Genomic DNA, 26,461 nt, shown 5'->3' on the forward strand with positions numbered 1-26,461 from the left:
GCCCGCAGGGCGTATCGAGGTCGCGTATCGAAGCACCGCCCCGAACACCAACATCCTTCGGTACGCCATCTCGATACGCGCCAATGCGCTACTCGACGGCTACTCAGGACGAACGGTGGGGGACAGGATACAAATGAATCCTGTCCTGCAAGGACGGGAAGCGCGGTGAGGCCGCAAGCGCCGCATTCGCAAATCGCCCGCCCTCAATCCACCAGCGCGTCGATCGCCTGCGCCAGGTCGATGTCGCGAGCCGATAGTCCGCCGGCGTCGTGCGTCGTCAACAGGATTTCCACACGGTTATACACATTCGACCATTCGGGATGATGGTCCGCCTTCTCGGCCAGGAGCGCCACCCGCGTCATGAACCCGAACGCCTCCGAGAAGTCGACGAAGGCGAAGCTGCGCGTGATCGCGTCGCGGCCCTCGTCATGGTCCCAGTCGGGCAGGTCCTCCAGCGCCTCGACGCGCTCGGCTTCGCTCAACGGCTCGATCATGCCCGCTCCCCTTGGGTCCTTGCGCTTGCTATGCCGCCCTCATGGCCGAACCCGCCCCCGCTTGCCAAGTCGCCCCCGACGCCGCCGCGATCGAGACGCTCGCCCGCGCCGCGCTCGCGCGCATTCCCGCGCCATTTGCCGAGCATCTTGCCGGCGTCGTGCTGATCGTCGAGGACTATGCCGACGAAGCGGTGCTGGACGATCTCGGTATCGAGGATCCGATCGAGCTGACCGGCATCTATCACGGCCGTCCGATCGGCGAAAAATCGAGCTTCGATTCGGGCGCGTTGCCCGACCGCATCCACCTCTATCGCCTGCCGATCCTGTGGGAGTGGATCGAAGCCGGCGTCGCGCTCGACGCGCTGGTGCATCATGTCGTGGTGCACGAGGTCGGGCATCATTTCGGCCTGTCCGATGACGACATGCACGCGCTCGAAGCCGCTGCCGGGTGAGCCTGCTCGCCTTTCACGACGTCGCCTGCGACCGCGGCGGTCGCCGGCTGTTCGAGGGGCTGAGCTTTGCGCTCGCCCCCGGCGAGGCGGCGCTGCTGACCGGTCCCAATGGCATCGGCAAGTCGAGCCTGGTTCGCCTCGCCGCCGGCCTCGCTGCGCCTGCCGCCGGCCGGATCGAGCGGGGCGGCCCGGCGGCATTGGCGGCGGAAGCGGCGGCGCTCGATGCCGAGTTGCCGCTCGGCGAAGCGCTCGGCTTCTGGGCAGCGCTCGACGGCCACCGCGATCGCGTGCCGCGGGCGCTGGCCGCGATGGGGATCGACCATCTCGCCGAAGTCCCCGTCCGCTTCCTCTCGACCGGCCAGCGCAAACGCGCCGCGCTCGCCCGCGTCATCGCGAGCGGCGCGCCCCTGTGGCTGCTCGACGAGCCTGCAAACGGCCTCGACGCCGCCTCGGTCAAATCGCTGGAGGCGGCGATCGAGGCGCATCGGGCGAGCGGCGGCGCAGTGCTGGTGGCGAGCCATGTGCCCGTCGCCCTTCCCGCCGCGCAGGACCTCCGCCTGTGACCGCATTCGCCGCGATCGCCTGGCGCGAGCTTCGGCGCGCCTGGGTCGGCGGCGGCGTGATGCTGCCGATCGCCTTCTTCCTCCTCGTCTCGATCCTCTTTCCCTTCGCGGTCGGCCCCGATGCCAGGCTGCTCGGCCGGATTGCGGGCGGCGTCGTCTGGTCGGCAGCTTTGCTCGCAGCGCTGATGCCTGTCGAGCGGCTGGTCGGCCCCGATATGGAGGCCGGCGTCATCGACCAGTTCGCCACGCGTGGCCTGTCAGACACCGGCGTCGCGCTGGCCAAGACCGCGGGCCACTGGCTCGGCTTCGGCCCGCCACTGATGCTCGCCTGCGTCGTCGCGGCGGGGCTGCTCGGCATGGATGCGACGACGTTGGTGCGCGTGCTGACGGGCCTGGCGATCGGCACACCGGGCCTCGCGGCGCTCGCGGTCGCGACGGGCGCGCTCACCGCCGGGCTCCGCGGAGCGGGCGCGGTCGCGGGGCTGGTCATGCTGCCGCTCGCCCTCCCGCTCCTGATCTTCGGCGCTGGCGAGGGACCGGGCGCGCTAAAGCTGCTCGGCGCGGTCTCGCTGCTGCTACTCGCCGGTGCACCGTTCGTGGCGGGCGCGGCGATGAAGATCGGGCGGGGTTAGGCAACCTTCTCCCCTCCCTGGAAGGGGGGGCTGGAGGTGGGTCGGTGGCGAGGGCAACCTCCGCTACGAACCCATCCACCCCCGACCCCTCCCTTCCAGGGAGGGGAGAAGCGTCAGTCGAAGAGGCCGACCGCGCCTTCTGCCCAGATCAGCGCGACGCATAGCACCGCCGATCCGCCGAGCACGACACGAGCGCGCGTCGATGGTGCGAATCGCACCGCCAGCTCGATCGCCACGCCAAGTCCGACCAGCAACACCGCCGCCGCGGCAAAGTCGAATGCGGTCCAGTGCGCGTCGGCGTTGAGCAACATCGCGGTGACGGGTAGCAGGTAGAGCGCGGCAATCGCGCCCCAAAGCATCAGACGCCAGTGTCGCGGTCCGGCAAGCGTGCGGCTGGTCATGCGGCAACCTCCTGGATTCGCCCAAAGCTACACCCGAACGCCCCCGGCGCCAACCGGCTTAGTCCCGCGACCACCGTGCGAAAAGCGCCGTCGGCAGTTCCAGCCGCCGCGCTTCCTCGCGCACCGTCAGCTCGCCCGCTTCGACGCGGCCGGGCAGGTCGGCGAAGTGCTGGCGGACGAGCTCGCCGATCGCGATTGCCGACAGCCGCACGGCATAAACGGTGAGGAACAGGAACCGGCTGTCCGCATCGAGTAGCTGCCGGCAATCGGCGATGAGGCCGGGCAGACCCTCTTCCAGCTTCCAGACCTCACCATTCGGCCCCCTGCCCCATTTGGGCGGGTCGAGGATGATCCCGTCATAGCGCCGCCCCCGCCGCACCTCGCGCGCGACGAACTTGCCCGCATCCTCGACCAGCCAGCGGACCGGCTTGTCGGCCATGTCGGACAGCGAAGCATTGCCGCGCGCCGCCTCGACCGATTTCTTGCTGGCGTCGACATGCACCATCCGCGCACCCGCCGCCGCCAGCGCCAGCGTGCCGACGCCGGTATAGCCGAACAGGTTGAGGCATTCAGGCTCGGCCGCGCCGTCGATCCGCTCGCGCATCCAGTCCCAGACGGGCGCCATGTCGGGAAAGAAACCCAGGTGCCGGAACGGCGTGTTGCTCGCGGTGAAGCTGACCTCCCGCCAGGACAGCGGCCAGCCGCCCTGCGGCACGTCCGGCGACAATTGCCAGCGCCCGCCGCCGTCGTCGTCGGCACCGGGGATGAACTCGCCGTCCGCCTTCCACTGGTCGCTCGCGGGCGCCCACATCGCCTGCGGCTCGGGCCGGATGAAGCGGAAGCGGCCATAGCGCTCCAGCTTTCGACCATGCCCCGTATCGATCAGGCCGTAATCGGCCCAGGGCTCCCCCGTGAGCGTGACCAGCGCCATCAGCCGCGCGGCTTCGCCCGCTCGGCGATGTACGCCGTCACCGCCTCGAACGTCGCGGGCAGCACGTCATAGCGCTCCTCGCGATCGAACAGGTCGCCGACACGGCGCGGCAGCGCCGGCCGCACGCCGACCGCGCGTTCGACCGCATCGACGAACTTGGCCGGATGCGCGGTGGCGAGCGTCACCATCGGCGCCTCGCCCTTGTGCTGGATCGCGGCGGCGTAACCGATCGCGGTATGCGGATCGAGCACCTGCCCCGCCCCGTCGCACGCGCGCGCCATCGCCGCGGCCATGCCGCTTTCGTCCACCGCCATGCTGCGGAACAGCGCCGCCGATCCTTGCGACTGTGCATTGGTCAGCCGCATCGCGCGGCTTGATTCGAACCCGGCCATCTGCGCCGCGAGCGCACCGCCGTCGCGGCCACCCAGGTCGAACAGCAGCCGCTCGAAATTCGAGCTCACCTGGATGTCCATCGACGGCGTCGCGGTCGGCGTCACCGTTCCGCTCGAATAATCGCCCGACGACAGCGCGCGGTGGAGGATGTCGTTGACGTTGGTCGCGACGACCAGCCGCTCGATCGGCAGCCCCATCCTTGCCGCGACATAGCCCGCGAACACGTCGCCGAAGTTGCCGGTCGGCACGCTGAACGCCACCGGCCGCCCGGGCGCGCCCAGCCGCACCGCGGCGTAGAAATAATAGACCACCTGCGCCATCAGCCGCGCCCAGTTGATCGAGTTGACCGCCGACAGCTTGAACCTGCCGCTGAAAGCGGAATCGCGGAACATCGCCTTGACCAGCGCCTGCGCGGTGTCGAAGTCGCCCTCGATCGCGATGTTGTGGACGTTCGGCGCGAGCACCGTCGTCATCTGCCGCCGCTGCACGTCGCTGACGCGGCCATGCGGGTGAAGCATGAAGATGTCGACGCCGACGCGGCCAGCGAGCGCATCGATCGCCGCCGAGCCGGTATCGCCGCTGGTTGCACCGATCACCGTCAGCGGCTCAGTCGCGCCCGTCAGGAAGCGCTCGAACAACAGGCCGACGAGCTGCAGCGCGACGTCCTTGAACGCCAGCGTGGGCCCGTGGAACAGCTCGAGCAGCCACTGGTCGCTCTCCAGCTGGACGAGCGGCGTCAACGCCTTGTGCGCGAAGCGGCCATAGGCGGCGGTGCACAGCGCGCGAAGCTCGGCCTCGTCCAGGCTGCCCGCGACGAACGGCGCCATCACCCGCACCGCCGTCTCGACATAGTCGAGCCCGGCCATCGCGGCGATCTCGTCCGCCGAGAAGCTCGGCCATGTCTCGGGCACATACAGCCCGCCGTCCGACGCCAACCCCGCCAGCGTCGCGCCCTCGAAATCGAGGACGGGCGCGCTCCCCCTGGTGCTCACATACCGCATGGCCGGTTCGCTTAGGCGCGTGGGGGACGCGGAGCAATGCAAGGGTTGGTTGACGGGCGGATGCTTTGGGTATCGCGCGCTGCTAGACAATGCCGATGCGCTGGCTGCTTCCCATCCTTGCCGCATGTGTCGCGATGCCCGTGCAGGCGGCGGAGGACTGCTACGACCGGATCGTAACCGGGACGATCGCGGCGCAAGTCCCGGCACCCGTTCCCGAGCTGGAGGACGGCTCGATCGTCATGAGTTGGCCGTGGTTCGTCGATCTCACCGTGGATCGGCCCGGCGGCGGCGCCGAGCGCCTGTCGGTCCAGACGGTACAGCACACCTATTTCGCGCGAGCACTACGCGGGCGCTGGCTGCTGCGTCGGAACCGCATGGGCGGCTATAATGCGCGGTGGAGGGCCCACGCGCCTCGGGCTCGGCGATGTTCGCGCGATGCGCCGCCTGCCCGGCCCTACCTGGGTGCCGAAAGCCCGGCGGCACTCGAGAAGCTCCGCCGCGAAAGCGAGGCGCGCGACGGCGTCCGCCGCTAGCGCCGCCGCCTGAGCGCAACGGCGTAGATGATGAGCGCCAGCGCGGCGAAGGCGAACCACTGAACGGCATAGGCGAGATGATTGTCGGGCACGTTTGCCGGATCGGGCGCGCGGCTGGACAACAGGCCGGGGGCGAGCGCGGTAGCCGGCACCACCATCGGCGCCGGGCTAGGCCGCGCGCCGAACAGCCGCGCGATGAACGACGTCGAATCGGGCGCGCGTGTCAGCACGCCGCGCACCGCGCCGCCCGCCCAGGTCGGCGTCAGCCGCGGATCGCTCGCGACGCCCAGGTCGACCACGAAGCCTTCGCGGCAGGTGACGAGGAAGCGATAGCCGCTCACGCCGCCCGCGCTACGACCCGCCGATCGCGTCGGCGGCGACGGCGCGGTGCAGGTCGCCGCCACGCGCGAGAACAGCATGTCGTCGCGCACCGGCAGCGCCAGCGCACGCTCGGGCAGGGCGGCATTGTGCGCGAAGCTGGCGAGCAGCGCATGCTTCGCCTCGCGCCGCTGGAGCTGCCAGATGCCCAGCCCTACCATCGTCGCCGCTGCGAGCAGGACGATCGCGGTGGCGAGGATCGGCACGCGGCGCGTCACTTGATCCGCCCCTCGCCCGCGCCGTTGCGCCACTCGAGCGCGGCCAGCGCCGCCTTGGTCCAGCGCGTCGTCAGCATGACCGATGCGATCGTCAGCGGCAGCCACAGCGCGACATGCACCCACCAGGGCGGTGACCAGGCGAGCTCGACGACGATGCCGAGAATGGTGACGATCGTGCCGATGCCGAGCGTCAGGAACGCCGCCGCGCCGTCACCGACGTTGAAGGCGGAGAAGTCCAGGCAGCAGGCCGGGCAGCGATCGGCGAAGCGCAGCACGCCCGCGAACAGCGTCGGCGCGCCGCAGCGTGGGCAGAGGCCGCGCGTCGCCTGAACGAACAAGGGGGCCGGCGCACCGTCCGGCACGCCGACCCCCTGATTGTCCTTTGGCATCAGCCGTGCGCCGGTGCGCCCCAGCCGCCCCAGACATAGACGACGACGAACAGGAACAGCCACACCACGTCGACGAAGTGCCAGTACCAGGCCGCCGCCTCGAACCCGAAATGCTGGCGCGGGGTAAAGTGGCCGCGATAGGCGCGGACGAGGTTGACGATCAGGAAGATCGTGCCGACCGCGACGTGGAAGCCGTGGAAGCCGGTCGCCATGTAGAAGGCAGAGCTGTAGTTCGACTTGCCGAAGTCGAACGGCGCGTGGGCGTATTCATAGGCCTGGATCGAGCTGAACAGCAGACCCAGCAGGATGGTGAGCCACAGCCCCTTCAGCACGCCATCACGATTGCCGACGCCGATCAGGCCCCAGATCCCCGTCTTCTCGCCGCCGCGCTCTCCATGGATCAGCGCGTGATGCGCCCAGGTGACGGTCGTGCCGGAGAGGAGCAGGATGAAGGTGTTGAGGAGCGGGAATTCGAAGGCGTTGATGACCTCCAGCCCCTTGGGCGGCCAGGAGGCGACCGCGTCGGCCGCGACCGACACCGCGCCCTCGGCATATTCCACGGGCACGGGGAACAGCGAATAGTCGAAGAACGCCCAGAACCAGCCGAGGAAGAACATCACCTCCGAGGCGATGAACAGGATCATGCCATAGCGCAGATGGAGCTGCACGACCGGCGTGTGGTCGCCGGCATGCGCCTCACGCACCACATCGGCCCACCAGCAATACATGGTGAACAGCACGCCCGCGAGGCCGGCGAGGAACAGCCAGCCGCCGCCCACCGTCTCGTGCATCCACATGATGCCGCCCGACGCCATGCCCAGCGCCGACATCGATCCGATCAGCGGCCACGCGCTGGGGGGCAGAATATGGTAATCGTGGTTCTTGGCGCCGGCCATCTACTCGTCCCTGTCGTGTCGCCTGTCCCAGGCGGTCTTGCCCTGTGCTCTAGCTTGGCTTTTTGCCTGAATCCACCGGGTAAAAGGTGTAGCTGAGCGTGATCTCCTGGACGCTGGACGCATCGGGGTCATCGGCGATCCGCGGATCGACGAAATAGACCACCGGCATGCGCACCTCCTCGCCCGGCTTCAGCGTCTGCTCGGAAAAGCAGAAGCACTGGATCTTGCTGAAATACTTGCCCGCCTGATCGGGGGTGACGTTGAACGTCGCGGTGCCGGTGACCGGCTTGTCAGACAGGTTCTTGGCGGTGAAGAACGCCATCTTGCGCGCGCCCAGCGCCGCGCGCTCGGTCCGCTGCTCGGGCGCGAACTGCCAGGGCATGTCCTTGGACACGTTGCTGTCGAACGCGACGGTGACGATCTTGCCCTGGACGGCGCCGGGCGCCGCATCCGCCGTCTGCGTCGTGCCGTTGAGGCCTGTCACCTGACAGAAGACGCGGTAGAGCGGCACGCTGGCAAAGCCGAGGCCACCCATGCTGACCACGCCGATCACGGCAAGCATCGCGGTGCGGGCGTTGCGGTCCATCAGTGGCTCATCTTGACGATGCTGATCGCGAACACGAGCACGACGAAGCCGCCGAGCAGCAGCGCCATCACGGTCGCACGGCTCTTCTGGCGGCCGCGGATCATCCGCTCGTCCTCCGGGCTCATGCGAGCAGCCAGCGATCGGCGACCAGCGCGCCGAACAGGATGAAGAGATAGAGGATCGAGAATTTGAAGAGCTGCTTCTCGGCCTTCATCTCGGCATCGCTGGTCCGAAGCGTCACCACCGTGGCAAGCGCGGCGAAGATCGCGGTCGTGACCACCGCGGTCCCGCCATAGATCCAGCCGACCAGGCCCAGCGGCCAAGGCGCGATCGCGGCGGCGGCCATCGGCAGCGTGTAGAGGCCGATCTGCTGGCGCGTCACCCGCTCGCCCGCGACGACGGGCAGCATCGGCACGCCGGCATTGCCGTAATCGGTCTTCACGAACAGCGCGAGCGCCCAGAAATGCGGCGGCGTCCACAGGAAGATCAGGCTGAAGAGCAGCACCGGCAGCAGCGTCACGTCGCCCGTCGCCGCGGCCCAGCCGATCATCGGCGGGAAGGCACCCGCCGCACCGCCGATGACGATGTTCTGTGGCGTCCGGCGCTTCAGCCACACGGTATAGACGAGGACGTAGAACAGGATCGAGACGAGCAGGATGGCGGCCGCCACCCAGTTGGTCGCCAACCCCATCAGCACGACCGAAAAGCCGCCCAGCCCGACGCCGAAATGCAGCGCCGATTCGCGCGTCATCCGGCCGGCCGGCAAGGGCCGCGCCCGGGTGCGCTTCATCAGGGCATCGATGTCCGACTCGTACCACTGGTTGAGCGCGCCCGCCGCGCCCGCCGCCATCGCGAGGCACAGGATCGCGGTAAAGCCGATCACCGGATGCACGCTCACAGGCGCAGCGAGCAGCCCGCAAAGGCCGGTGAACACGACGAGCGTCAGCACGCGCGGCTTGGTCAGCGCCAGGAAGTCACGCCAGTCGGCGACCGGCGGCACGGCCGTCAGGGTCGATGCGGTGGGGGTCATGGGCCCTGCCCATAACGTCAACCGGCGCGAGGGGGAAGAGACGTGGGTTAACGTGGGCGGGCGGGTCTGTTCGCGCAGAGGCGCAGAGAGCGCAGAGAGCAGGCAAGGCGCCAACGGCGCTCTTCGCAACGCTCGGCATCGGAGCGGCCGCTTCGCGGTCAGAGCGGCCCCTCTGCGCTCTCTGCGCCTCTGCGCGAACCAAAAAGGGCGGCCCATTAGGACCGCCCTCTTCGTTAGCGCCGGATCGAACCGATCAGTGATGCTTGCCGTCGTCGATGACGGGCAGCGTCTCGAACTGGTGGAACGGCGGCGGGCTGGTCAGCGTCCACTCGAGCGTCGTCGCGCCCTCGCCCCACGGATTGCCCTCCGCCTTCTTGCCCGCGAACAGCGAGAGGAAGACGTTGACGAGGAAGATCACCACGCCCAGCGCCATGATGCCGTAGCCGACGCTGGCGATGTGGTTCCAGTACGCAAAGGCGTCCGGATAGTCGGGGTAGCGACGCGGCATGCCCTGCAGGCCCAGGAAGTGCATCGGGAAGAACAGCACGTTCACGCCGATGAAGAACACCCAGAAGTGCAGCTGGCCGAGGAACTCGTTGTACATCTTCCCCGACATCTTGGGGAACCAGTAGTAGAAGCCCGCGAACAGCGCGAACACCGCGCCCAGCGACAGCACGTAGTGGAAGTGCGCCACCACGTAATAGGTGTCGTGCATATAGTCGTCGACGCCGCCATTGGCGAGCACTACGCCGGTCACGCCACCGACGGTGAACATGAAGATGAAGCCGATCGCCCAGACCATCGGGGTCTTGAAGCTCATCGAGCCGCCCCACATCGTCGCGATCCAGCTGAAGATCTTGATGCCCGTGGGCACCGCGATCACCATCGTCGCGGCGGTGAAGTACATCTTGGTGTTCACGCTCAGACCGGTCGTGAACATGTGGTGCGCCCACACGACGAAGCCGACGACGCCGATGGCGACCATGGCGTACGCCATGCCGAGATAGCCGAACACGGGCTTGCGGCTGAACGTCGCGACGATCTGGCTGACGATGCCGAAGCCCGGCAGGATCATGATGTACACTTCGGGGTGGCCGAAGAACCAGAACAGGTGCTGGTAGAGCACCGGGTCGCCGCCGCCGGCCGGATCGTAGAAGGTCGTGCCGAAGTTACGATCGGTCAGCAGCATCGTGATCGCCGCGGCAAGCACGGGGAGCGCGAGCAGCAGCAGGAACGCGGTAACCAGCACCGACCACACGAACAGCGGCATCTTGTGCAGGGTCATGCCCGGCGCGCGCATGTTAAAGATGGTGGTGATGAAGTTGATCGCGCCCAGGATCGAGCTGGCGCCCGACAAGTGGAGCGACAGGATCGCCATGTCGACCGCAGGCCCAGGCGAGCCGTAGGTCGAAAGCGGCGCATAGACCGTCCAGCCCGTGCCGGCGCCCGACCCAAAGAAGGGCGAGGCGAGCAGCAGCAGGAACGACGGCGGCAGCAGCCAGAACGAGATGTTGTTCATGCGCGGGAACGCCATGTCCGGCGCACCGATCATGATCGGCACGAACCAGTTGCCGAACCCGCCGATGATCGCCGGCATCACCATGAAGAACACCATGATGAGGCCGTGCGCGGTGATGAGCACGTTCCACAGGTTGAGCGCCTGATCGAACGTCACGTCGCCGCCCGACAGCATCGCCGCCCAGGTCGGCAGATACTGGATGCCGGGCGCGGCGAGCTCGGCGCGCATCAGGCCCGAGATCCCGCCGCCGATGATCCCCGCCAGGATGGCGAAGATCAGGTACAGCGTGCCGATGTCCTTGTGGTTGGTCGACATGAACCAGCGGGCGAAGAAGCCCGGATGGTCGTGGCCGGCGTCATGGTGGTGGCCATGATCGTCATGCGCCTGGAAGGCGGAAGGATTGAGTGCGGTGTCGGTCATGGCTCAGTTTTCCGTCCGACCGCTGCCGCCAGCGACGCCTTCGGCAGACTGGTTGGAAGTGACCGCCTCGGCGGCGGCGGGAATGGTGGGGCCGGTACCCGTGGCGGGCGTGGCCGTGTCGTCGGCATTGTCGGCGCCGGGCTGCGGCACCGGCGCGGTCGCGGGCGCCGCGGCAGCCGCCGCACCCGGCATCGTGCCGCCCTTCGACGCGACCCAGCGCGCGAACACCTCAGGCGCCACCGCCTCGACGGCGATCGGCATGTACGCATGCCGCGCGCCGCACAGCTCGGAGCACTGGCCAAAATAGAGGCCCGGCTCCTTGATGGTGAAGCTCGTCTCGTTGAGGCGTCCGGGCACCGCGTCGAGCTTGACCCAGAATGCCGGCATCGCCCAGCTGTGGATCACGTCGTTGGCGGTGGTGATCAGGCGGATCGGCACGCCGACCGGCAGGACGATGCGATTGTCGACCGCCAGCAGGCGCGGACCGTCGGCGGCGGTGCGGTAACGCTGGCCGGCCGGGACCTCGCTCTGCTCCTTGAGCATGTTGGCGGTGACCGAGAAGCCGCCATGGTCGGGGAACTCGTAGCTCCAGAACCACTGGTTGCCGATCGCCTTCAGCGTCACGGCATTGTCGGGCGCGGGCGTGTACTGCGCGGCGAGCAGGCGGATCGACGGGATCGCGATCAGCGCCAGGATGATGACCGGCGCGGCGGTCCAGATCACCTCGATCACCGTGTTGTGGCTGGTCTTCGACGGCGTCGGGTTGGCACCGCGGCGATAGCGTACAACGACCCAGCCGATCAGGCCTAGCACGAGCAGCGAGATGAAGGTGATCGCCGGCAGCAGGATCGCGTTATGGAACCACTTGGCACTTTCGCCCAGGTCCGTCGCCTGGTGCTGGATGCCGATCGCGCGGTCGCTCGGCTGGCCGATGCCGTCGCGCGGCGTCAAGAGCGGCTGACCCGCGGCATTGAGCGTCGGGTCGGCAGGCTTGGCCACGGCGGCGGGCGCCGGTGCCGTGGCGGGCGACGCCGCCGGCGCCCCGGCCGCGGGCGCACCCGGGGCGGGCGCGGTCGCCGTCGTCGCGGCAGGTGCGTCGGCAGCGGCGGTCGGCGCCGCCGGCGTCTGCGCCCCCGCGCCGCCGGCGATCGCCAGCGAGGCCGCAAGCGCCAAAATCGTCAGTCCCTGTTTGCGCATCGTCTCAGGTCATCCCACATTCTCATTGCACGGCCGATGGCCGCGCCAAGCGCCGGCGAAGGACGCTTCTTCCCGGGCCTATACGCACGCTTTCCGCTGGCCTCAAGCGCCCGCGCACCCCTTCTTTCGGCGCGCCATGTTGCGGGCGGGCGCGCGCGCCACTAATCAGCGGCGCATGACCGAAGACGAGATCCTTGGCGAGTTCCGGGCCGCCGATGCGCTGCTCGAGGGGCATTTCATCCTCTCCTCCGGCCTGCGCAGCCCGCGCTATCTTCAGTGCGCGCGCGTGCTGATGGACCCGCGGCGCGGCGCGCGGCTGGCCGAGGCGCTGGTCGCCCGCCTGCCCGCCGACCTTCGCGAGTCGATCCAGGCCGTCGTCTCGCCCGCGATGGGCGGCGTCATCGCCGGGCACGAGATGGGCCGCGCGCTCGGCGTGCCGGCGATGTTCCTGGAACGGCCGGAGGGCGTGTTCGAGCTTCGCCGCGGCTTCCGCCTCGATCCCGGCACGCGCGTGCTGATGATGGAGGACGTCGTCACCACCGGCCTTTCGAGCCGCGAGGCGATCGCCGCGATCGGCCGCGCGGGTGGCGAGGTGGTCGCGGCCGCGTCGCTCGTCGACCGGTCGGGCGGCAGCGCCGAACTCGGCGTCCCTTTCATTCCGCTGATCCGCATCGACGTGCCGACCTATACCGCCAACGCCCTCCCCCCCGAACTCGCGGCCATTCCCGCGATCAAGCCGGGGAGCCGGGCGGCGGCGTGAGCGAGCATCTGCGCCTGGGCGTCAATATCGACCATGTCGCGACCGTCCGGAACGCGCGCGGGTCGGGCTATCCCGACCCCGTCCGCGCGGCGCTGCTGGCGGCGGAGGCGGGCGCCGACGGCATTACCGCGCACCTGCGCGAGGATCGGCGGCACATCACCGACGACGACATCGCCCGGCTGGCCGATGGCCTGACCATCCCGCTCAACTTCGAAATGGCGGCGACCGAGGAGATGCTGGGCATCGCGCTCCGCCACCGTCCGCACGCCGCCTGCATCGTGCCCGAACGACGCGAGGAGCGCACGACCGAGGGCGGTCTCGACGCGGCCGGGCAGCACAATCACCTCGCCCCGATGGTCGCCGAGCTCGGCGCCGCGAACATCCGCGTCTCGCTCTTCATCGAGCCCGACGCGCGTCAGATCGAGGCGGCGCTGCGCCTCGCCGCGCCGGTGGTCGAACTCCACACCGGCCGCTATTGCGAGCTGGAGGGCGAGGCGCAGACAGCCGAGCTTCGCCGCATCGCCGACGCCGCCGCGCTCGCCGCCAAGAACGGGATCGAGGTCCATGCGGGCCACGGCCTCACCTTCGACAATGTCGCGCCGATCGCCGCGATCCCGCAGGTGCGCGAGCTCAACATCGGGCATTTCCTGATCGGCGAGGCGATCTTCGACGGGCTGGGGCCAGTGGTGCGGCGGATGCGCGAGCTGATGGACGCGGCGCGGTGAGGATGCTTTTCAGCACCTCCCCGGGACGGGGAGGGGGACCATTGCGCAGCAATGGTGGAGGGGGCCGCCGGCACGGCGGCTTCGCCGCCACCCCTCCACTCCCCGCTTCGCGGGCGGTCCCCCTCCCCGTACCGGGGAGGTGCTTACAATGATCGTCGGCCTCGGCTCCGACCTCTGCAACATCGAGCGAATCCAGAACTCGCTCGACCGCTTCGGCCAGCGCTTCCTCGACCGCGTCTTTACCGATCGAGAACAGGCCAAGGCTGCGCGCCGCCCCCATACCCGCGCGGGCACGCTCGCCAAGCGCTTCGCCGCCAAGGAGGCGTTTTCCAAGGCGGTAGGCACCGGGTTCAAGGCGGGTGTGTTCATGCGCGACATCGGCGTCGTCAACGCAGCCTCCGGCGCGCCGACGCTCGAACTCACCGGGGGTGCGAAGGCGAGGCTTGACGCCCTGACGCCCGATGGCCACTTCGCCCGCGTGCATCTGACGCTGACCGACGATCATCCCTGGGCGCAGGCGTTCGTCATTATCGAGGCGGTGCCGCTGGAGACAAAGGCCTGATGGCAACCGACGAGCTGACGCTGAACAACGAAACGCCTGCCCATGATCGGCCCGAGAAGAAGAAGGGCAGCACCGACTGGCTGGGCGAAGTGCGCAGCATCGCGGTGCTGATCCTGGTGGTGCTCGGCTTCCACAGCTTCGTGGCCAAGCCCTTCTACATCCCATCCGAATCGATGATGCCGGGGCTGCTCGTCGGCGACCGGCTGGTGGTGACGAAGTACCCGTACGGCTATTCGTTCATCTCGCCGACCTTCCACCTATTGCCGCCGATCGCCGGGCGGCTGTTCGGCCGGCTGCCGGCGCGCGGCGACGTCGTCATCGTGACGCCGCCGGGATCGCGCACCGACTATATCAAGCGGGTGATCGGCCTGCCCGGCGACACGATCGAGATGCGCGCGGGCCAGCTGTTCCTCAACGACCAGGCGGTGCCGCGGAAGTCGATGGGCGACCGGTTGATCCCCGTCGACGCCAACACGCGCTGCGACCCCGACCATTACCCGGGCGCGCTGGTCCGCGGCGCCGACGGCAAGCCCGCCTGCCGCATCGCCATCTATCGCGAGACGCTGCCGGGCGGCGCGACCTATGACACCGCCGACATCGAATACAGCTATGGCGACGTGTTCGGACCGGTGACGGTGCCCGATGGCCATGTGTTCCTGATGGGCGACAATCGCGACAATTCGGCCGACAGCCGCTTCCCGCTCGACCAGGGCGGCCTGGGCGGACCGGTGCCGTGGGAGAATATCGGCGGCCGCGCCGAATTCATCACCTTTTCGCTCGACGGGACGGCCAACTGGAACCCGCTGACCTGGTGGGGCGCGTTGCGGCCGGGTCGTGCCGGCACCTCGCTCCACCCGGATCGCGAGCCCGCGGCATCGTGAGCGGCTACGTCCTTCACGATTACTACCGCTCCTCGGCCAGCTATCGCGTCCGTATCGCGCTCAACCTCAAGGGGTTGGACTATGCGCGGCACGACGTTTCGCTGCTGAACGGCGACCAGCGCAGCCCGGAGCATCTGGCGCGCAGCACCCAAGGGTTCGTGCCCGTGCTCGAGCTACCGGGCGGGCGGATGCTGGTCCAGAGCCTCGCCATCGTCGAGTGGCTGGACGCCGCGCATCCCGAGCCGCGGCTGATCCCCGCCGATCCGCTGGAGTGCGCCGACGCGATGGCGCGCGCGCTGGTGATCGCGTGCGACATCCACCCGCTCAACAATCTGCGCGTGCTCAAGCGATTGAAGCATCAGTTCGGCGTCGACGATGCCGGTCGCGACGACTGGTACCGGCACTGGGTGGCGGAAGGACTGTCAGCGCTGGAGGCGATGGCGGGCGACGGCGCGTTCCTGGGCGGCGACTCGCCCGACGTGTCGGACGTGTGCCTCGTGCCGCAGCTCTACAATGCGCGGCGCTTCGATCTCGACCTGTCGCCCTATCCCCGACTGACCGCGATCGACGCGGCGATGCAGGCGCTGCCGCCGGTCAGCGCCGCGCACCCCGACGCGGTGGCGCCGCGCTGACCAGGGCATCGAACAGCGCGAGGTAGTCCCCCGCTGGATCGCCGCGGTCGATCGTCGGCAATGGCCGCGGAGCTCCCGGCGCCAGCCATTTGGCCAGCGCTGCGACGAGCGCGTCCTCTTCGCCCCGCGCAACGATGCTGCCCTTCGCCGGCGAATCGATCAGTTCGGGGATCGCCACGCTCGAATCGGTCGAGACGACGGGGGTCCCCTGCCCCAGCGCCTCACGGATCGCGCCGGGCACCCCCTCATGCTCCGAGGTCAACGCGACGACGGTGGCGCGCGCCATCGCGGGCAGCGAGTCCGCGACATGGCCGGGCAGATGGACGCGGGCGGACAGGTTCAGCGCCGCCACCTGCGCCTCCAGCGCCGGCCGCAATGCGCCCTCCCCCAGGATGACGAGCGCGACGTCGGGGTCGAGCAGGGGCATCACGGCAATCAGCCGGTCCCACCGCTTCTGTGGCGCGAGTCGCCCCACGCCCAGGATGAAGCGTCCGGCCGGAAGCGGGATCGCCGCCGCGCCGCCTCGCGTCACTGCCGGCGGGTTGGCGATCACGCTGAGTCGCGCCCGCGGCATGTGCATCAGCCGCTCGGCCTCCGCGGCCGACGCGGGCGTCATAGCCACCAGATGGTCGACGAAGCGCGGGTGCAGCGACAGCCAGCGGCGATAGGCGAAGTCCGCCACACCCCGGTGCGTGCCCGCCAGCGAATTCGACAGCTTGGCGACGATCGGCGCGCGCACGAACGGCCGCACTGACGCCGCCACGCCGGTATAATGGTTGCCGGGACAGAAGATCACGTCCGGCGCCAGCGCCCTGGCTTGCCGCCTTGCCGCTACGGCAAGCGCGGCATAGCCGCCGCCCCCGCCCGCCGCGACCTCGACGCCGCCGGGCAGCTCCGCCGCCAATGGCCCCGTCGCGTCGCCGATCACCAGCGTCACCCGCCGCCCACGCTGCGCCCACGATCCGGCCAGCCGCAGCAGCACGCGCTCGACCCCGCCGCCGGCCAGCGTCTGTGCAAACGAGAGGATGTGCCCCGCGCGTGCGGGCGCCTGAATCGTCATGGGCTTGCCTTGTGCCCTGCAAAAGCCCAAATCTTCGGCCAATGGAACCGCAATCCGCCAGTCGTGGCGGACAGACTGCGGCCGATCAGGGGGCCAGTGCGGGCATTTGCCGGTAGCCGCGGCAAGAGCCCATCTTCATGACGACATGGCCCGAGACGGAACGACCGACCCCGTGAAGCAACCCGATTACGGCGTATCCCCCGCGGCGCCTGCCGCTGCCGCTGCGCCCATCGTGCCCCCTGTGGCCGAGATCGAAGCCCTCGAACCGATCCGCCAGATCCGTCGCCGCTGGCCGGCGATCCTCGGCGCGCTGCTCAGCATCGCGATGGTCGCCGGCCTCGCGCACGAGCTGTTCGACGAAGGGCTGCTCGCGCTCGAACAGTCGGTGCCGACGCATCCTGCCTTCTATATCTGCTTCCTCCTCCTCTACATGTCGCCGCCGACGTTCGACTACGTCATCTTCCGGCGGCTTTGGCGGCTGCCGCTGTCGGGGATGATCGCGCTCCACAAGAAGCGGATCGCGAACGAGGTGGTGTTCGGCTATTCGGGCGAGGCGTTCTTCTACGCCTGGGCACGCCAGCGGATGAAGATGGTCACGGCCCCGTTCGGTGCGGTCAAGGACGTGTCGATCCTGTCGGCGATCGCGGGCAACGCGATCACGCTCGGCATGATCGTCGTCGCGCTCCCCTTCGCCTCCGGGCTGCTGACCCCCGATCAGTTCCGCACGCTCGCCTGGTCGACGACGATCATCGTCGGCATGTCGCTCCCCTTCCTCATCTTCTCGCGCCGCGTTTTCTCGCTCGACCGGCCGACGCTCTGGTGGGTGTTCGGCGTCCACTGCCTGCGCCTCATCTGCGGGTCGACGCTGATCGCGCTCGCGTGGCATTTCGCGATGCCGGAGGTGTCGATCGGCATGTGGCTGTTCCTCGCCGCCGGTCGCCTGCTGGTGTCGCGCCTGCCGCTGGTGCCCAACAAGGACCTTCTTTTCGCCAACTTCGCCATCATACTGATCGGACAGGGCGAAGCGCTTTCCGAACTGGTGGCACTGACCGCGGCGTTCACGCTGCTGATGCACGTCGTTCTGATCGTCGGCTTCGGCCTTCACGCCGTGTTGGAAAAGCAGAAATGACGTCGAACCGATTGGCCCTCGCAGCAACTGCCGCCGCCGCCTTGCTGGCCGCGCCCGCGGGCGCGCAGGGCGAGGTACTGGGCAGCGACCGCGCGGCGTGCGTGGGCGGCGGCGGGCCGGCGATCCGCGTCAACGTGATGGGCCTGAAGGACCGCATCGGCCGCCTCAAGCTCGAGCTCTATCCCGCGAACGAGGAGGATTTCCTCAAGGACGACCGCGACCTTGCCAAGGAGGGCAAGTTCTTTCGCCGGATCTGGGCCGACACGCCTGCCGAAGGCCAGGTATCCTTGTGCATCAAGGCGCCGCGCCCCGGCCGCTATGCGCTGCTCTTCACCCACGACCGCGACGGCCGCAACAAGTTCGACTTCTGGAAGGACGGCGCGGGCTTCGCCAGCAACAAGCGGCTGGGCCGCAGCCGGCCCAAGGTGGAGCAGGCGGTGATCGAGGTCGGATCGGGCGTCACCACCACCAACATCCGCGCGCAGTATCTGCGCGGCTTGGGCGGCTTCGCGCCGATCGGAACCTGATCCCATGCGCATCGTCGACGTCAACGAATTCTACTCGCCGACCGGCGGCGGCGTGCGCACCTATATCGACCGCAAGATGGGCATCCTGGCCGATCTCGGGCACGAACTGATCGTCATCGCCGCCACGACCGATCCCGACTGGGTCGAGGAGCGCCCCGGCGGCGGCCGCATCTTCTGGGTGAAGGCGCTGCCGATGGTGGTCGACAAGAATTACTGCCTGTTCTGGGATGCCGAGCCGATCACCCGCCTGCTCGACGAGCTCGCGCCCGACGTGGTCGAGACGAGCTCGCCCTGGCGTCCGGCGACGATCGTCGGCGACTGGCAGGGCGATGCGGTGAAAATATTCTTCGCGCACAACGACAACATGGCCGCCTATCCGCTGCGCTGGTTCGAGGGGCTGGCGAGCCCCCGCAATATCGAGCGCGCGTTCGGCTGGTACACGCGCCGCTACGACCGCTTCCTTGCCCAGTTCGACGCCTTCGTCACCAACGGTCCTGCGCTCGCCAAGCGGTTCGCGGCGCGCGGGCACCGCGTTCATGCCTCGATGCCGCTCGGCATCCCGCGCCGCGCCTTCTCGCCCGAACGGCGCGACGAGGGGCTGCGGCGGGCGCTGCTGGCGCAGGTGGGCTTGCCGCCCGAGGGGCATCTGTTGCTCGGCCTTGGCCGCCATCACCGCGAAAAGCGCTGGCCGCTGGTCATCGACGCGGTCGAGCGTGCGGGCGCCGACCTGCCTGTCGGCCTGATCCTGCTCGGCGACGGGCCGGAACGCCGGGCGCTCGCCAAGCGCGTTGCAGAAAGCCCGCACATCCGCCTGTTCCGGCCGGTCTACGACAGCGAGCGCTTCACCCGTATCCTCGCCAGCGCCGACGCGTTGATACACGGGTCCGATGTCGAGCCGTTCGGCCTCGTCGCCTCCGAAGCGCTGGCGAGCGGCCTGCCGTTGATCGTTCCGGACGAGGGCGGCTGCGCCGAACTCGCCGAGCCCGCCTTTGCCGAGACCTATCGCGCGCGGGACGCGCGATCGGCGGCCCAGGCGATCCGCCGCCTGTTCGCACGCGAGCCGCGCATCCTGCGCGCCGCCAGCGTCGCCGCGGCCGGCAAGGTGCGAACCGACGTCGATCATGCCCGCGACCTGGTGGCCTATTACGAGACGCTGCTCGCCGCGCGACGGACGCGGGCGGCCTGACTCAAAGCCCGCGCACGGGGCACGTGCTTCGACAGGCTCAGCACGAACGGTTGGGGGTGCGCCGTCTATCCCCGTTCGTCCTGAGCTCGTCGAAGGACGTGCCTCAAGCGCCCTGACGGGTCAGGTCAGGAGCCGGACGGTAGCCAAAGCCGGAACCGCTCCGACACCGGCACCCGACGCCACCCCTGCCCTTTCGCCCAAGCCTCCATCTGCCGTTCAAGCGCATCGTCGCCGCTGGTCCACTTGCCCTCACCCCCGACGAGGATCGCCGCTGGCGGGCGCGTCCCAAACTGTGCCGCGAGGGTCCGCGGCGTAACCACCCGGCGCGGCACTTCGTCGTCCGCCAGCAGAAACCGCCGGATGCGCCAGGCGAAGGGCCCGGTCGCGAACCGCGGATCGGGATTGGCCACGAACTGCGGCGACAGCGTCGCGATCTCGCCGTTCTCGCCGTCCAGCGCCGCCGCGATCGCCGTCCGCTCCTGCATCGCGGCGACGATGCCCGTGCCGCCGAACAAAGCGATGAGACTTGGCGCCAGCCCCGCTACGACGAACACCGCCGCTGCGATCCGCAAACCCCGCCCCGCCGGTCGCCGCTCGATCGCCAGCGCCGCGAGCACGAACAGCGGCGGCAACGTGGGCAGCAAATATTGCCGCCACGTCGGCTCCGGCAGCAGCGCCGCGACCAGCCCTGCCCCAGCAAGCCACACCCACGGCCCCCGCCCAACCCGCTCACGCACGACCAAGAACGTCGCGATGAGCGCAGGCCCGAGCGCCAGGAACTTGAGCGTGTCGATCGCTTTCGCCGCCAGCGACAGCTTCCACGGTCGATCGGCATAATAATCGGCCGGCGCCTGCGCGGGAAAGGTCAGCACGCCGAACACGAAATCGGCGGGCGCCAGCCACCACAGCCACAGCACCACCGCCGCGGGCAGCACCGCCCCGGCGGCGACCCAGCCCGGTCGCTCGCGCCGATCCAGCAGCGTCCAGACCCCGTACGCCGCGGCAGGCAGTGCATAGCTCACCTTCGCCGCCGCCGCGCCCGCCAGCAGCAGCCCCGCCACGAACCGACGCGCGCGGGTCGGCGGTCCCGCAATCAGCACCATCGCACCCGCCAGCATCGCCGCGGGCAGCGCGTCGTTGCGCGCCATCGCCGCGCTGAACAAGAGGATGTCGCACGCCGTAAAGCCCAGCGCCGCGATCAGCGCCGCGCGCTCGCCCGCCGCGGCCCGCCGCGCCACCACGAACGTCGCCGCCACCGCCGCCCAGCCGAGCAGCGCGTTGAGGAGGCGGAGCGCCGGCCAGGTCCACGCCCCCGCCAGCGCCGCCACCGGCGCGAACAACAGCGGCTGGAGCGGCGTCTGGAGATAGGCATAGTCGCGATACGGCAGCAGCCCCTTGGCGCTCAGCACCGCGGCGGCGACATACTGGCTCTCGTCATGATCGATCGGCCGCGCCAGCGCGAGCGCGAGCAGCAGGACCAGCAGCAGCGACAGGATCGGCCAGGGACGCACCGCCGCGTCTTAGCCACCGTGTAATGCAGACGCCACATGCGCGCGCCAAGGCGGCGTCCAGAACCAAAAAGGGGGCACGCACATGACCATCCGCATCGATCGCCGCTCGCTGATCGTCACCGGCACGCTGGGGCTCGGCGCCTTCGCGCTGCCCGGCTTCGCGCGTCAGGCGAACATCACCCAGGCGAAAGGCTTCAGCCACGGCGTCGCCAGCGGCGAACCTGGTGCTGACTCGATGCTCCTCTGGACCCGATACGTCCCCGCGGGCGGCGACGCGGCCAAGGTGAAGGTCGAGATCGCCGAGACGCCCGACTTCGCGCGCGTCGTCGCGGGCGGCGAGATGACGACGGGCCCTTGGCGCGACCACACCGTCAAGATCGCGGTCGAAGGGCTGAAGCGCGGCACCCGCTACCATTACCGCTTCATCGCGCCCGACGGCAGCCGCTCGCCCGTGGGACGGACCAAGACGCTGCCCGATGGCCCGGCGCGCAGCTTCAAGGCGGCGATCTTCTCCTGCTCGAATTACGGCTTCGGCTTCTTCAACGCCTATGCCCATGCCGCGGCGCGCGAGGACTACGACCTCGCCATCCATCTCGGCGACTACATCTACGAATACGCGCCGGCCAACTATCCGGCGAAGGAAGACGTCGTCGCCAACCGCGTGCCGCTTCCGTTCAAGGAGATCGTCGCGCTCGCCGACTATCGCCTGCGCTATGCCAGCTATCGCGCCGATCCCGACCTGATGGCGCTGCATGCGGCGATGCCGATGGTGGTGCAGTGGGACGATCACGAATCGGCCAATGATTCGTGGGAAGGCGGTGCCCAGAACCATTCGCCCGACGAAGGCGAATGGAGCACCCGCCGCAACGCCGCGGTCCAGGCTTACCGCGAATGGATGCCGGTCAGCGAGGAGCCGTGGAAGGCCTATGCGATCGGCGACCTCGCCACGCTCTATCGCACGGAGACGCGGCTGTTCGCCCGCTCGCAGCCGCCCGAACTCGCGCCCCTGTTCCTGAAGGGCGGCGATCCGGTGCCCGCGCTCAAGGCGTTCCGCGATGGTCCCTGGCAGGACCCGGCGGTGACGATGATGGGCACCGAGCAGGAGGGCTGGCTGGACGCCGCGATGGCCGCGTCGGTGCGCGGCGGCACGCGCTGGCAGGTGGTCGGCTTCGGCACGATCATGGGCAACACCCGCGCGCCGGAGGAAGCGCTGGGCTGGATCAAGGCGGATGCGCCCGCCCGGACGCAGGCCTATGTGAAGGCGGGCGTCACCGCCAGCCGGCTCGGCCTGCCGTCGAACCTCGACAATTGGGGTGGCTACCCGGCGGCGCGCGCGCGTTTCCTCAAGTCCGCGCAGGCGCATGGCGGCAGCACGATCGTCATCGCCGGCGACAGCCACAATGCCTGGGCCTACGACCTGGCGCAGGACGACCGCCCTGCCGCGGTCGAATTCGCGGGTCAGGGCGTGACCTCTCCCGGCTATGAAAGCGCGATCGGCATCGATCCCAAGCGTGTCGCCACGGCGATGGTCGCGGCGAACCCGGAACTCAAATGGTGCGACACCTCGCGCCGCGGCTACATGGCGCTGACGCTCACGCCGGATGCGGCGACCAACGAGTGGCTGTTCGTCGACACCATCCGAAAGCGGCGTGCGACGGCCAGCGTGGGACACAAGGCGACGGTGACGCGCGGCCGGAACGTCATGGCGTAAGCACGAGAATGTGCCCCGGCGAAGGCCGGGGCCCATCCACGGAACGCTGCTGGCAGCGCGAAACAATCAAGGCCTTCCCGACTGGGCCCCGGCCTACGCCGGGGCACAAGCATCAGAAGCGGTAGCCCACCGACGCGCCCCATTCCCTCGGCCGCCCATAGCTCACCTCGGCCAGCCCGAACGCCGGGCTGGCATTGCCCGAGACCAGGTACAGCGTGTCGGTCAGGTTGGTGCCGAACACCGACAGCGTGATCGCCTCGCCGGGCAAGGTGTAGGACAGCCGCGCGTTGACCAGCGCATAGCCGTCGTCGGTAATGATCGGCGTGTTCGCGACATCGTGGAAGGTGCGGCTGAAATAGCTGACATCGCCGCGCAGCGACGCCTTGCCGCCGGCGATCTCGCGGCTCGCCTCGAACCCGGCGGTGGCGGTCACCTCGGGCGCCTTCACGAACTTGCTGTTGGTGGTGATCGGCAGGATCTGGGTCGGCCCCAGCCCCTGCCCGACCTCGGTATAGCGCGCACGCAGCAGGCCGAGCGACGCGTTGGCGCTGAACCAGTCGGCCGGGCGCGCGACGAACTCCGCCTCGACGCCCTCGACACGGCCCCGCGCGGCATTGGCGACGAAGTTGAACGGCGTCTGGTTCACGGTGAGCTGGATGTCGTTGTAATCGCCGCGGAACACCGCGACGTTGGCGGTAAGCTCGCGGTTTGCCGTCTCCGCCTTGATGCCGAGTTCATAGCTGTCGAGCGTCTCGGGATCGTAGCGCGTCACCTCGTCGTTGGTGACGAGCGGACGGCCGTTGAACCCGCCCTGCTTGAACCCCTGCGAATAGCTCGCATAGACCAGCACCGTCGGCGACAGCTTCCAGTTGACGCCGATCCGCGGGGTGAAGTCGTCGAACGTGTCCGATCGCGTCACGTCGATGAAGGTGACGTTGTCGCGCTGGCGCACGACGAACGTGCGGAACGTCTTCTTGTCCGAGCTGTATCGGCCGCCGAGCTCGATCGAGAAATCGGGAAAGATCTCGAAGCTCGCCTGCGCGAAGACGGCATAGCTTTCGTTGTTGGTGAAGTTGTTGGGGAACGCCGCCGGGCTGAACGGCGGCGGCAGCGGCGGGTTGAGCCCGACCGCCAGGTCCGCACGGGCCAGATCCTGCGCCTTTTCCTTGAAGTAGAAGCCACCGAGCACGAAGGTCAGGCGATCGTCCAGCAGGTTGCCGGAGAGCTGCACTTCCTGGCTGAACTGCCACTGGCGATCGTCGTTGCCCGTCTCGCGGAAGGTGAAGGGCGTGTTGTCGCCGTCGCGATTGAAGATCGCGTGCATGTCCCGATAGGCGCTGATCGACTTGAAGGTCAGCCCTTCGGCAAAGTCCCAGGCGATCGTGCCCTGCACGCCCCACAGGTCGAGGTCGTTGCGGTTCGGCCCGCCCGCCCAGGTGGTGAAGGGGTCGTCGGTGATGAAGCTGGGGTTGAGCGTCGGCAGGCCGTTGGGCGCGATGATGCCGCGCCCCGGCGCCACGAAACGGTTGTAGTTGGCCAGGAACGGCACGCCGGTGATCCCCGGCACGTTGCCGACCGCGAGCAGCTTGCTCGGCGCGCTGTTCTCCCGCGCGCGGGTATAGTCGCCGCCGATGTCGATCGTCAGATTGTCGCTCGGCTGGAGGCGCAGCTTGGCGCGGATCATGTCGGAATTGCGGTTGCCCAGCGTGCCGCCGTCGAACAGCCGCGTGACATAGCCGTCGCGGTTGAGCGTCGCGCCCGAGATGCGCAGCGCCGCCATGTCGCCGAGCGGGATGTTGATCGCGCCCTTCACGTCGACGCGGTCGAAGCTGCCCGTGGTCGCCTCGATCCGCCCCGACCATTCGCCGATCTCCGGCGCAGCGGTGGTGATGAGCACCGCGCCGCCGATCGTGTTGCGCCCGAACAGCGTGCCCTGCGGCCCGCGCAGCACCTGGACGCTGGCGATGTCGACCGCGTCCATGATCCCGCCGATCGAGCGGGCGTAATAGACGTCGTCGACATAGAAGCCGACGCCGGGGTCGGAGAAGATCGCGAAGTCGTTCTGGCCGACGCCGCGCACGAACACCGTGGCGTTGTAATTGCCGCCCGACAGCGCGGCGGCACCGTCGAAACGGATGTTGGGCGTGTACCGCGCCACCTGGTCCAGCGTGTCGATGCCGCGCGCGGTCAGCGCCTCGCCGCTCAGCGCGGTGATCGCGACGGGCACGTCCTGAAGCCGTTCGGTCGTGCGGCGGGCGGTGACGAGGATGTCGTCCCCCGGCGTCTCGGCCGCGGCATCCTGCGCCGGTGCCGCGATCTCGCTACCCTGATCCTGAGCGTGTGCAGGCGCCGCCAGCGCCATCAGTCCCGCGCCCGACACGAGTGCAAAACGGAGCTTCCCCGTCATCATCCATCTCCCCTGCCGCGGCCTCTATTCAGGACCGTCGATGCGAAGACTGTAGTAGCTGCCAACAATAAGCAAGTCGTCTTTGCGAGATTGAACTTCGCATATGCGAGCCGTACAGCCCGGCGAAGGAAGAAGGAGGGATTTCATGACCATCGCGACCACGCATGTCGGCAGCCTGCCGCGGGGCGACGCCCTCACCCCGCTCCTTCTCGCGCGCGATCACGGCGAGCCCTACGATCCCGACGCCTTCGACTCGGCAGTGCAAGCGGCGGTCGATGACGCCGTTGTGCGCCAGGTCGAAGCGGGCGTGACGGTCGTCAGCGACGGCGAACTCGGCAAGGTCGGCTACTCCACGTACATGATCGAGCGGCTGTCGGGGTTCGGCGGCCATACCGATCGCAAGCCCGCCGCCGACCTGGCACCGCTGCCCGAGCTTCGCGCCAAGCTCGCGCACATCATGGGCTCGCAGGAATTCACCCGCGCCTCATGCATCGGCGACGTGCGGCTGATCGACCTCCAGCCGCTTCACGACGACATCCGCCGGTTCGAGGCCGCGCTGTCCAAGCTGCCCAGCCGCCCGCATGCGTTCATGAACGCCGCGTCGCCAGGGCTCATCACCGCCTTTCAGGTCAACCGCCACTATGCCAGCCACGAGGCGTATCTCGCCGACCTCGTGACCGCGATGACGCCGGAATATCAGGCGATCGTCGATGCCGGGTTCGAGCTTCAGCTCGACTGTCCCGACCTCGCCATGTCGCGGCATACCGGGTACCAGGAGATGGACGAGGCCGACTTCCTCAAGGTGATCGAGGCGAATGTCGAGGCGCTGAATGCCGCCACCGCCGGCATCGACCCCGCCAAGCTGCGCATGCATGTCTGCTGGGGCAATTACGAGGGGCCGCACGACCACGACATCCCGCTCGAGCGGATCATCGACATCGTGCTCAAGGCGCGGCCTGCGACCATCCTGTTCGAGGCGGCCAATCCTCGGCACGAGCATGAGTGGAAGGTGTGGGCGGCGGCGGGCGTGCCCGACGACAAGGTGCTGGCGCCCGGCCTGATCGACACCTGCTCCAACTATCTCGAGCATCCAGAACTGATCGCGCAGCGCATCGAGCGGTTCGCCGCGATCGTCGGCAAGGACCGCGTGGTGGCGAGCACCGATTGCGGCTTCGGCACGTTCGCGGGTTACGGCAAGATCGACCCGGCGATCACCTGGAAGAAGCTGGCCGCCCTGCGCGAAGGCGCGGATATCGCCGACGCGCGGATCTGATCCGCCGTCCGTTCGTGCTGAGTAGGGGCTGAGCCTGGCGAAGACCCGTATCGAAGCACCCTTC

29 protein-coding genes are annotated in these 26,461 nt (G+C 68.9%); 14 read left to right on the forward strand and 15 right to left on the reverse strand.

Translation table 11 applies throughout. The annotated features are described in order from the left end of the window. Nucleotides 1-203 precede the first annotated feature (203 nt). Nucleotides 204-494, reverse strand: coding sequence for a 4a-hydroxytetrahydrobiopterin dehydratase (locus tag RS883_RS16815; RefSeq protein WP_315761331.1), 291 nt, complete (start codon nt 492-494; stop codon nt 204-206). 41 nt (nt 495-535) lie between these two features. Between RS883_RS16815 and RS883_RS16820 the strand changes: the two genes are divergently transcribed. The 3 genes from RS883_RS16820 to RS883_RS16830 are packed head-to-tail and all read left to right on the forward strand — an operon-like array spanning nt 536 to nt 2,141. After that, nucleotides 536-946 carry a metallopeptidase family protein gene (locus RS883_RS16820; RefSeq protein WP_315761333.1) on the forward strand — a complete coding sequence of 137 codons (411 nt, stop codon included), beginning with the start codon at nt 536-538 and terminating at the stop codon, nt 944-946. Further along, nucleotides 943-1,509 carry a heme ABC exporter ATP-binding protein CcmA gene (gene ccmA, locus RS883_RS16825; protein ID WP_315761335.1) on the forward strand — a complete coding sequence of 189 codons (567 nt, stop codon included), beginning with the start codon at nt 943-945 and terminating at the stop codon, nt 1,507-1,509. Before RS883_RS16820 ends, ccmA begins: the two co-directional genes overlap by 4 nt. Further along, nucleotides 1,506-2,141 carry a heme exporter protein CcmB gene (locus RS883_RS16830; RefSeq protein ID WP_315761337.1) on the forward strand — a complete coding sequence of 212 codons (636 nt, stop codon included), beginning with the start codon at nt 1,506-1,508 and terminating at the stop codon, nt 2,139-2,141. Before ccmA ends, RS883_RS16830 begins: the two co-directional genes overlap by 4 nt. Before the next feature lie 113 nt (nt 2,142-2,254). Here the strand turns inward: RS883_RS16830 and RS883_RS16835 are convergent, their stop codons facing one another. From RS883_RS16835 to thrC, 3 genes are read right to left on the reverse strand one after another with little or no spacing between them, the layout of a single operon-like run. Further along, nucleotides 2,255-2,542, reverse strand: a complete 288-nt coding sequence (locus RS883_RS16835; protein WP_315761339.1) for a hypothetical protein — start codon at nt 2,540-2,542, stop codon at nt 2,255-2,257. Between the two features lie 58 nt (nt 2,543-2,600). Beyond that, entirely contained in the window at nt 2,601-3,473 is an 873-nt protein-coding gene (locus RS883_RS16840) for a class I SAM-dependent methyltransferase (protein ID WP_315761340.1), read from the reverse strand. Next, nucleotides 3,473-4,867 carry a threonine synthase gene (gene thrC, locus RS883_RS16845; RefSeq protein WP_315761342.1) on the reverse strand — a complete coding sequence of 465 codons (1,395 nt, stop codon included), beginning with the start codon at nt 4,865-4,867 and terminating at the stop codon, nt 3,473-3,475. Before thrC ends, RS883_RS16840 begins: the two co-directional genes overlap by 1 nt. A gap of 95 nt (nt 4,868-4,962) precedes the next feature. Here thrC and RS883_RS16850 point away from each other — a divergent pair, with 95 nt between their 5' ends. Next, on the forward strand, nt 4,963-5,400 hold the full coding sequence (locus tag RS883_RS16850; protein WP_315761344.1) for a hypothetical protein: 438 nt from the start codon (nt 4,963-4,965) through the stop codon (nt 5,398-5,400). Here RS883_RS16850 and RS883_RS16855 read toward each other — a convergent pair. The 8 genes from RS883_RS16855 to coxB all read right to left on the reverse strand — a co-directional run bounded on the left by RS883_RS16855 (nt 5,397) and on the right by coxB (nt 12,033). Continuing rightward, nucleotides 5,397-5,996, reverse strand: coding sequence for an SURF1 family protein (locus tag RS883_RS16855; RefSeq protein ID WP_315761346.1), 600 nt, complete (start codon nt 5,994-5,996; stop codon nt 5,397-5,399). The genes RS883_RS16850 and RS883_RS16855 overlap by 4 nt on opposite strands. Next, nucleotides 5,993-6,385, reverse strand: a complete 393-nt coding sequence (locus RS883_RS16860) for a DUF983 domain-containing protein (RefSeq protein WP_315761348.1) — start codon at nt 6,383-6,385, stop codon at nt 5,993-5,995. Before RS883_RS16860 ends, RS883_RS16855 begins: the two co-directional genes overlap by 4 nt. After that, nucleotides 6,385-7,281, reverse strand: a complete 897-nt coding sequence (locus tag RS883_RS16865; RefSeq protein WP_315761350.1) for a cytochrome c oxidase subunit 3 — start codon at nt 7,279-7,281, stop codon at nt 6,385-6,387. Before RS883_RS16865 ends, RS883_RS16860 begins: the two co-directional genes overlap by 1 nt. A 49-nt stretch (nt 7,282-7,330) precedes the next feature. Continuing rightward, nucleotides 7,331-7,867 carry a cytochrome c oxidase assembly protein gene (locus tag RS883_RS16870; RefSeq protein ID WP_315761352.1) on the reverse strand — a complete coding sequence of 179 codons (537 nt, stop codon included), beginning with the start codon at nt 7,865-7,867 and terminating at the stop codon, nt 7,331-7,333. Continuing rightward, nucleotides 7,867-7,992: a hypothetical protein gene (locus tag RS883_RS16875; protein ID WP_315761354.1), complete on the reverse strand. Its 126-nt coding sequence runs from the start codon at nt 7,990-7,992 to the stop codon at nt 7,867-7,869. Before RS883_RS16875 ends, RS883_RS16870 begins: the two co-directional genes overlap by 1 nt. Continuing rightward, on the reverse strand, nt 7,989-8,897 hold the full coding sequence (locus RS883_RS16880) for a heme o synthase (protein WP_315761356.1): 909 nt from the start codon (nt 8,895-8,897) through the stop codon (nt 7,989-7,991). The genes RS883_RS16875 and RS883_RS16880 overlap by 4 nt, the downstream gene beginning before the upstream one ends. Nucleotides 8,898-9,150: 253 nt before the next feature. Further along, nucleotides 9,151-10,836 carry a cytochrome c oxidase subunit I gene (gene ctaD / locus RS883_RS16885; RefSeq protein ID WP_315761358.1) on the reverse strand — a complete coding sequence of 562 codons (1,686 nt, stop codon included), beginning with the start codon at nt 10,834-10,836 and terminating at the stop codon, nt 9,151-9,153. A gap of 3 nt (nt 10,837-10,839) precedes the next feature. Then, the gene (gene coxB, locus RS883_RS16890) at nt 10,840-12,033 is read right to left on the reverse strand and encodes a cytochrome c oxidase subunit II (RefSeq protein ID WP_315761360.1); all 1,194 of its coding nucleotides are present in this window, start codon (nt 12,031-12,033) and stop codon (nt 10,840-10,842) included. A gap of 175 nt (nt 12,034-12,208) precedes the next feature. Between coxB and pyrE the strand changes: the two genes are divergently transcribed. The 5 genes from pyrE (at nt 12,209) to maiA (ending at nt 15,593) form a co-directional block, all read left to right on the forward strand. Next, a complete protein-coding gene (pyrE, locus tag RS883_RS16895; protein WP_315761362.1) occupies nt 12,209-12,793 on the forward strand; it encodes an orotate phosphoribosyltransferase in 585 nt (194 codons plus the stop codon). Then, nucleotides 12,790-13,518, forward strand: coding sequence for a pyridoxine 5'-phosphate synthase (locus RS883_RS16900; RefSeq protein WP_315761364.1), 729 nt, complete (start codon nt 12,790-12,792; stop codon nt 13,516-13,518). Before pyrE ends, RS883_RS16900 begins: the two co-directional genes overlap by 4 nt. A gap of 148 nt (nt 13,519-13,666) precedes the next feature. Then, complete coding sequence (gene acpS, locus RS883_RS16905) at nt 13,667-14,080, forward strand: holo-ACP synthase (RefSeq protein WP_315761366.1); 414 nt, start codon at nt 13,667-13,669, stop codon at nt 14,078-14,080. Next, a complete protein-coding gene (gene lepB / locus RS883_RS16910) occupies nt 14,080-14,961 on the forward strand; it encodes a signal peptidase I (protein WP_315761368.1) in 882 nt (293 codons plus the stop codon). The genes acpS and lepB overlap by 1 nt, the downstream gene beginning before the upstream one ends. Then, on the forward strand, nt 14,958-15,593 hold the full coding sequence (gene maiA, locus RS883_RS16915) for a maleylacetoacetate isomerase (protein ID WP_315761370.1): 636 nt from the start codon (nt 14,958-14,960) through the stop codon (nt 15,591-15,593). The genes lepB and maiA overlap by 4 nt, the downstream gene beginning before the upstream one ends. On the opposite strand, the gene RS883_RS16920 is transcribed toward maiA, so the two are convergent. Then, nucleotides 15,556-16,653, reverse strand: a complete 1,098-nt coding sequence (locus RS883_RS16920) for a glycosyltransferase (RefSeq protein WP_315761372.1) — start codon at nt 16,651-16,653, stop codon at nt 15,556-15,558. The genes maiA and RS883_RS16920 overlap by 38 nt on opposite strands. 145 nt (nt 16,654-16,798) lie before the next feature. Between RS883_RS16920 and RS883_RS16925 the strand changes: the two genes are divergently transcribed. Genes RS883_RS16925 through RS883_RS16935 form a run of 3 tightly spaced genes read left to right on the forward strand, consistent with a single transcriptional unit; the run spans nt 16,799 to nt 19,495 of the window. Next, nucleotides 16,799-17,782 (forward strand): hypothetical protein, encoded by a 984-nt coding sequence (locus RS883_RS16925; RefSeq protein ID WP_315761374.1) that lies wholly within the window; start codon nt 16,799-16,801, stop codon nt 17,780-17,782. Continuing rightward, nucleotides 17,779-18,309, forward strand: a complete 531-nt coding sequence (locus tag RS883_RS16930) for a DUF2141 domain-containing protein (RefSeq protein ID WP_315761376.1) — start codon at nt 17,779-17,781, stop codon at nt 18,307-18,309. Before RS883_RS16925 ends, RS883_RS16930 begins: the two co-directional genes overlap by 4 nt. 4 nt (nt 18,310-18,313) lie before the next feature. Further along, the gene (locus RS883_RS16935) at nt 18,314-19,495 is read left to right on the forward strand and encodes a glycosyltransferase (protein ID WP_315761378.1); all 1,182 of its coding nucleotides are present in this window, start codon (nt 18,314-18,316) and stop codon (nt 19,493-19,495) included. Between the two features lie 125 nt (nt 19,496-19,620). Here RS883_RS16935 and RS883_RS16940 read toward each other — a convergent pair whose 3' ends face one another. After that, nucleotides 19,621-21,006 carry a DUF2029 domain-containing protein gene (locus RS883_RS16940; protein ID WP_315761380.1) on the reverse strand — a complete coding sequence of 462 codons (1,386 nt, stop codon included), beginning with the start codon at nt 21,004-21,006 and terminating at the stop codon, nt 19,621-19,623. Between the two features lie 82 nt (nt 21,007-21,088). Here RS883_RS16940 and RS883_RS16945 point away from each other — a divergent pair, with 82 nt between their 5' ends. Continuing rightward, nucleotides 21,089-22,717: an alkaline phosphatase D family protein gene (locus tag RS883_RS16945; RefSeq protein ID WP_315761382.1), complete on the forward strand. Its 1,629-nt coding sequence runs from the start codon at nt 21,089-21,091 to the stop codon at nt 22,715-22,717. 112 nt (nt 22,718-22,829) lie between these two features. On the opposite strand, the gene RS883_RS16950 is transcribed toward RS883_RS16945, so the two are convergent. Further along, nucleotides 22,830-25,124, reverse strand: coding sequence for a TonB-dependent receptor (locus tag RS883_RS16950; protein ID WP_315761384.1), 2,295 nt, complete (start codon nt 25,122-25,124; stop codon nt 22,830-22,832). A gap of 145 nt (nt 25,125-25,269) precedes the next feature. Between RS883_RS16950 and RS883_RS16955 the strand changes: the two genes are divergently transcribed. Further along, nucleotides 25,270-26,397 carry a cobalamin-independent methionine synthase II family protein gene (locus RS883_RS16955; RefSeq protein ID WP_315761386.1) on the forward strand — a complete coding sequence of 376 codons (1,128 nt, stop codon included), beginning with the start codon at nt 25,270-25,272 and terminating at the stop codon, nt 26,395-26,397. Nucleotides 26,398-26,461: the final 64 nt, after the last annotated feature.

The organism is Sphingomonas sp. Y38-1Y (genome assembly GCF_032391395.1).
Lineage (GTDB): Bacteria > Pseudomonadota > Alphaproteobacteria > Sphingomonadales > Sphingomonadaceae > Sphingomonas.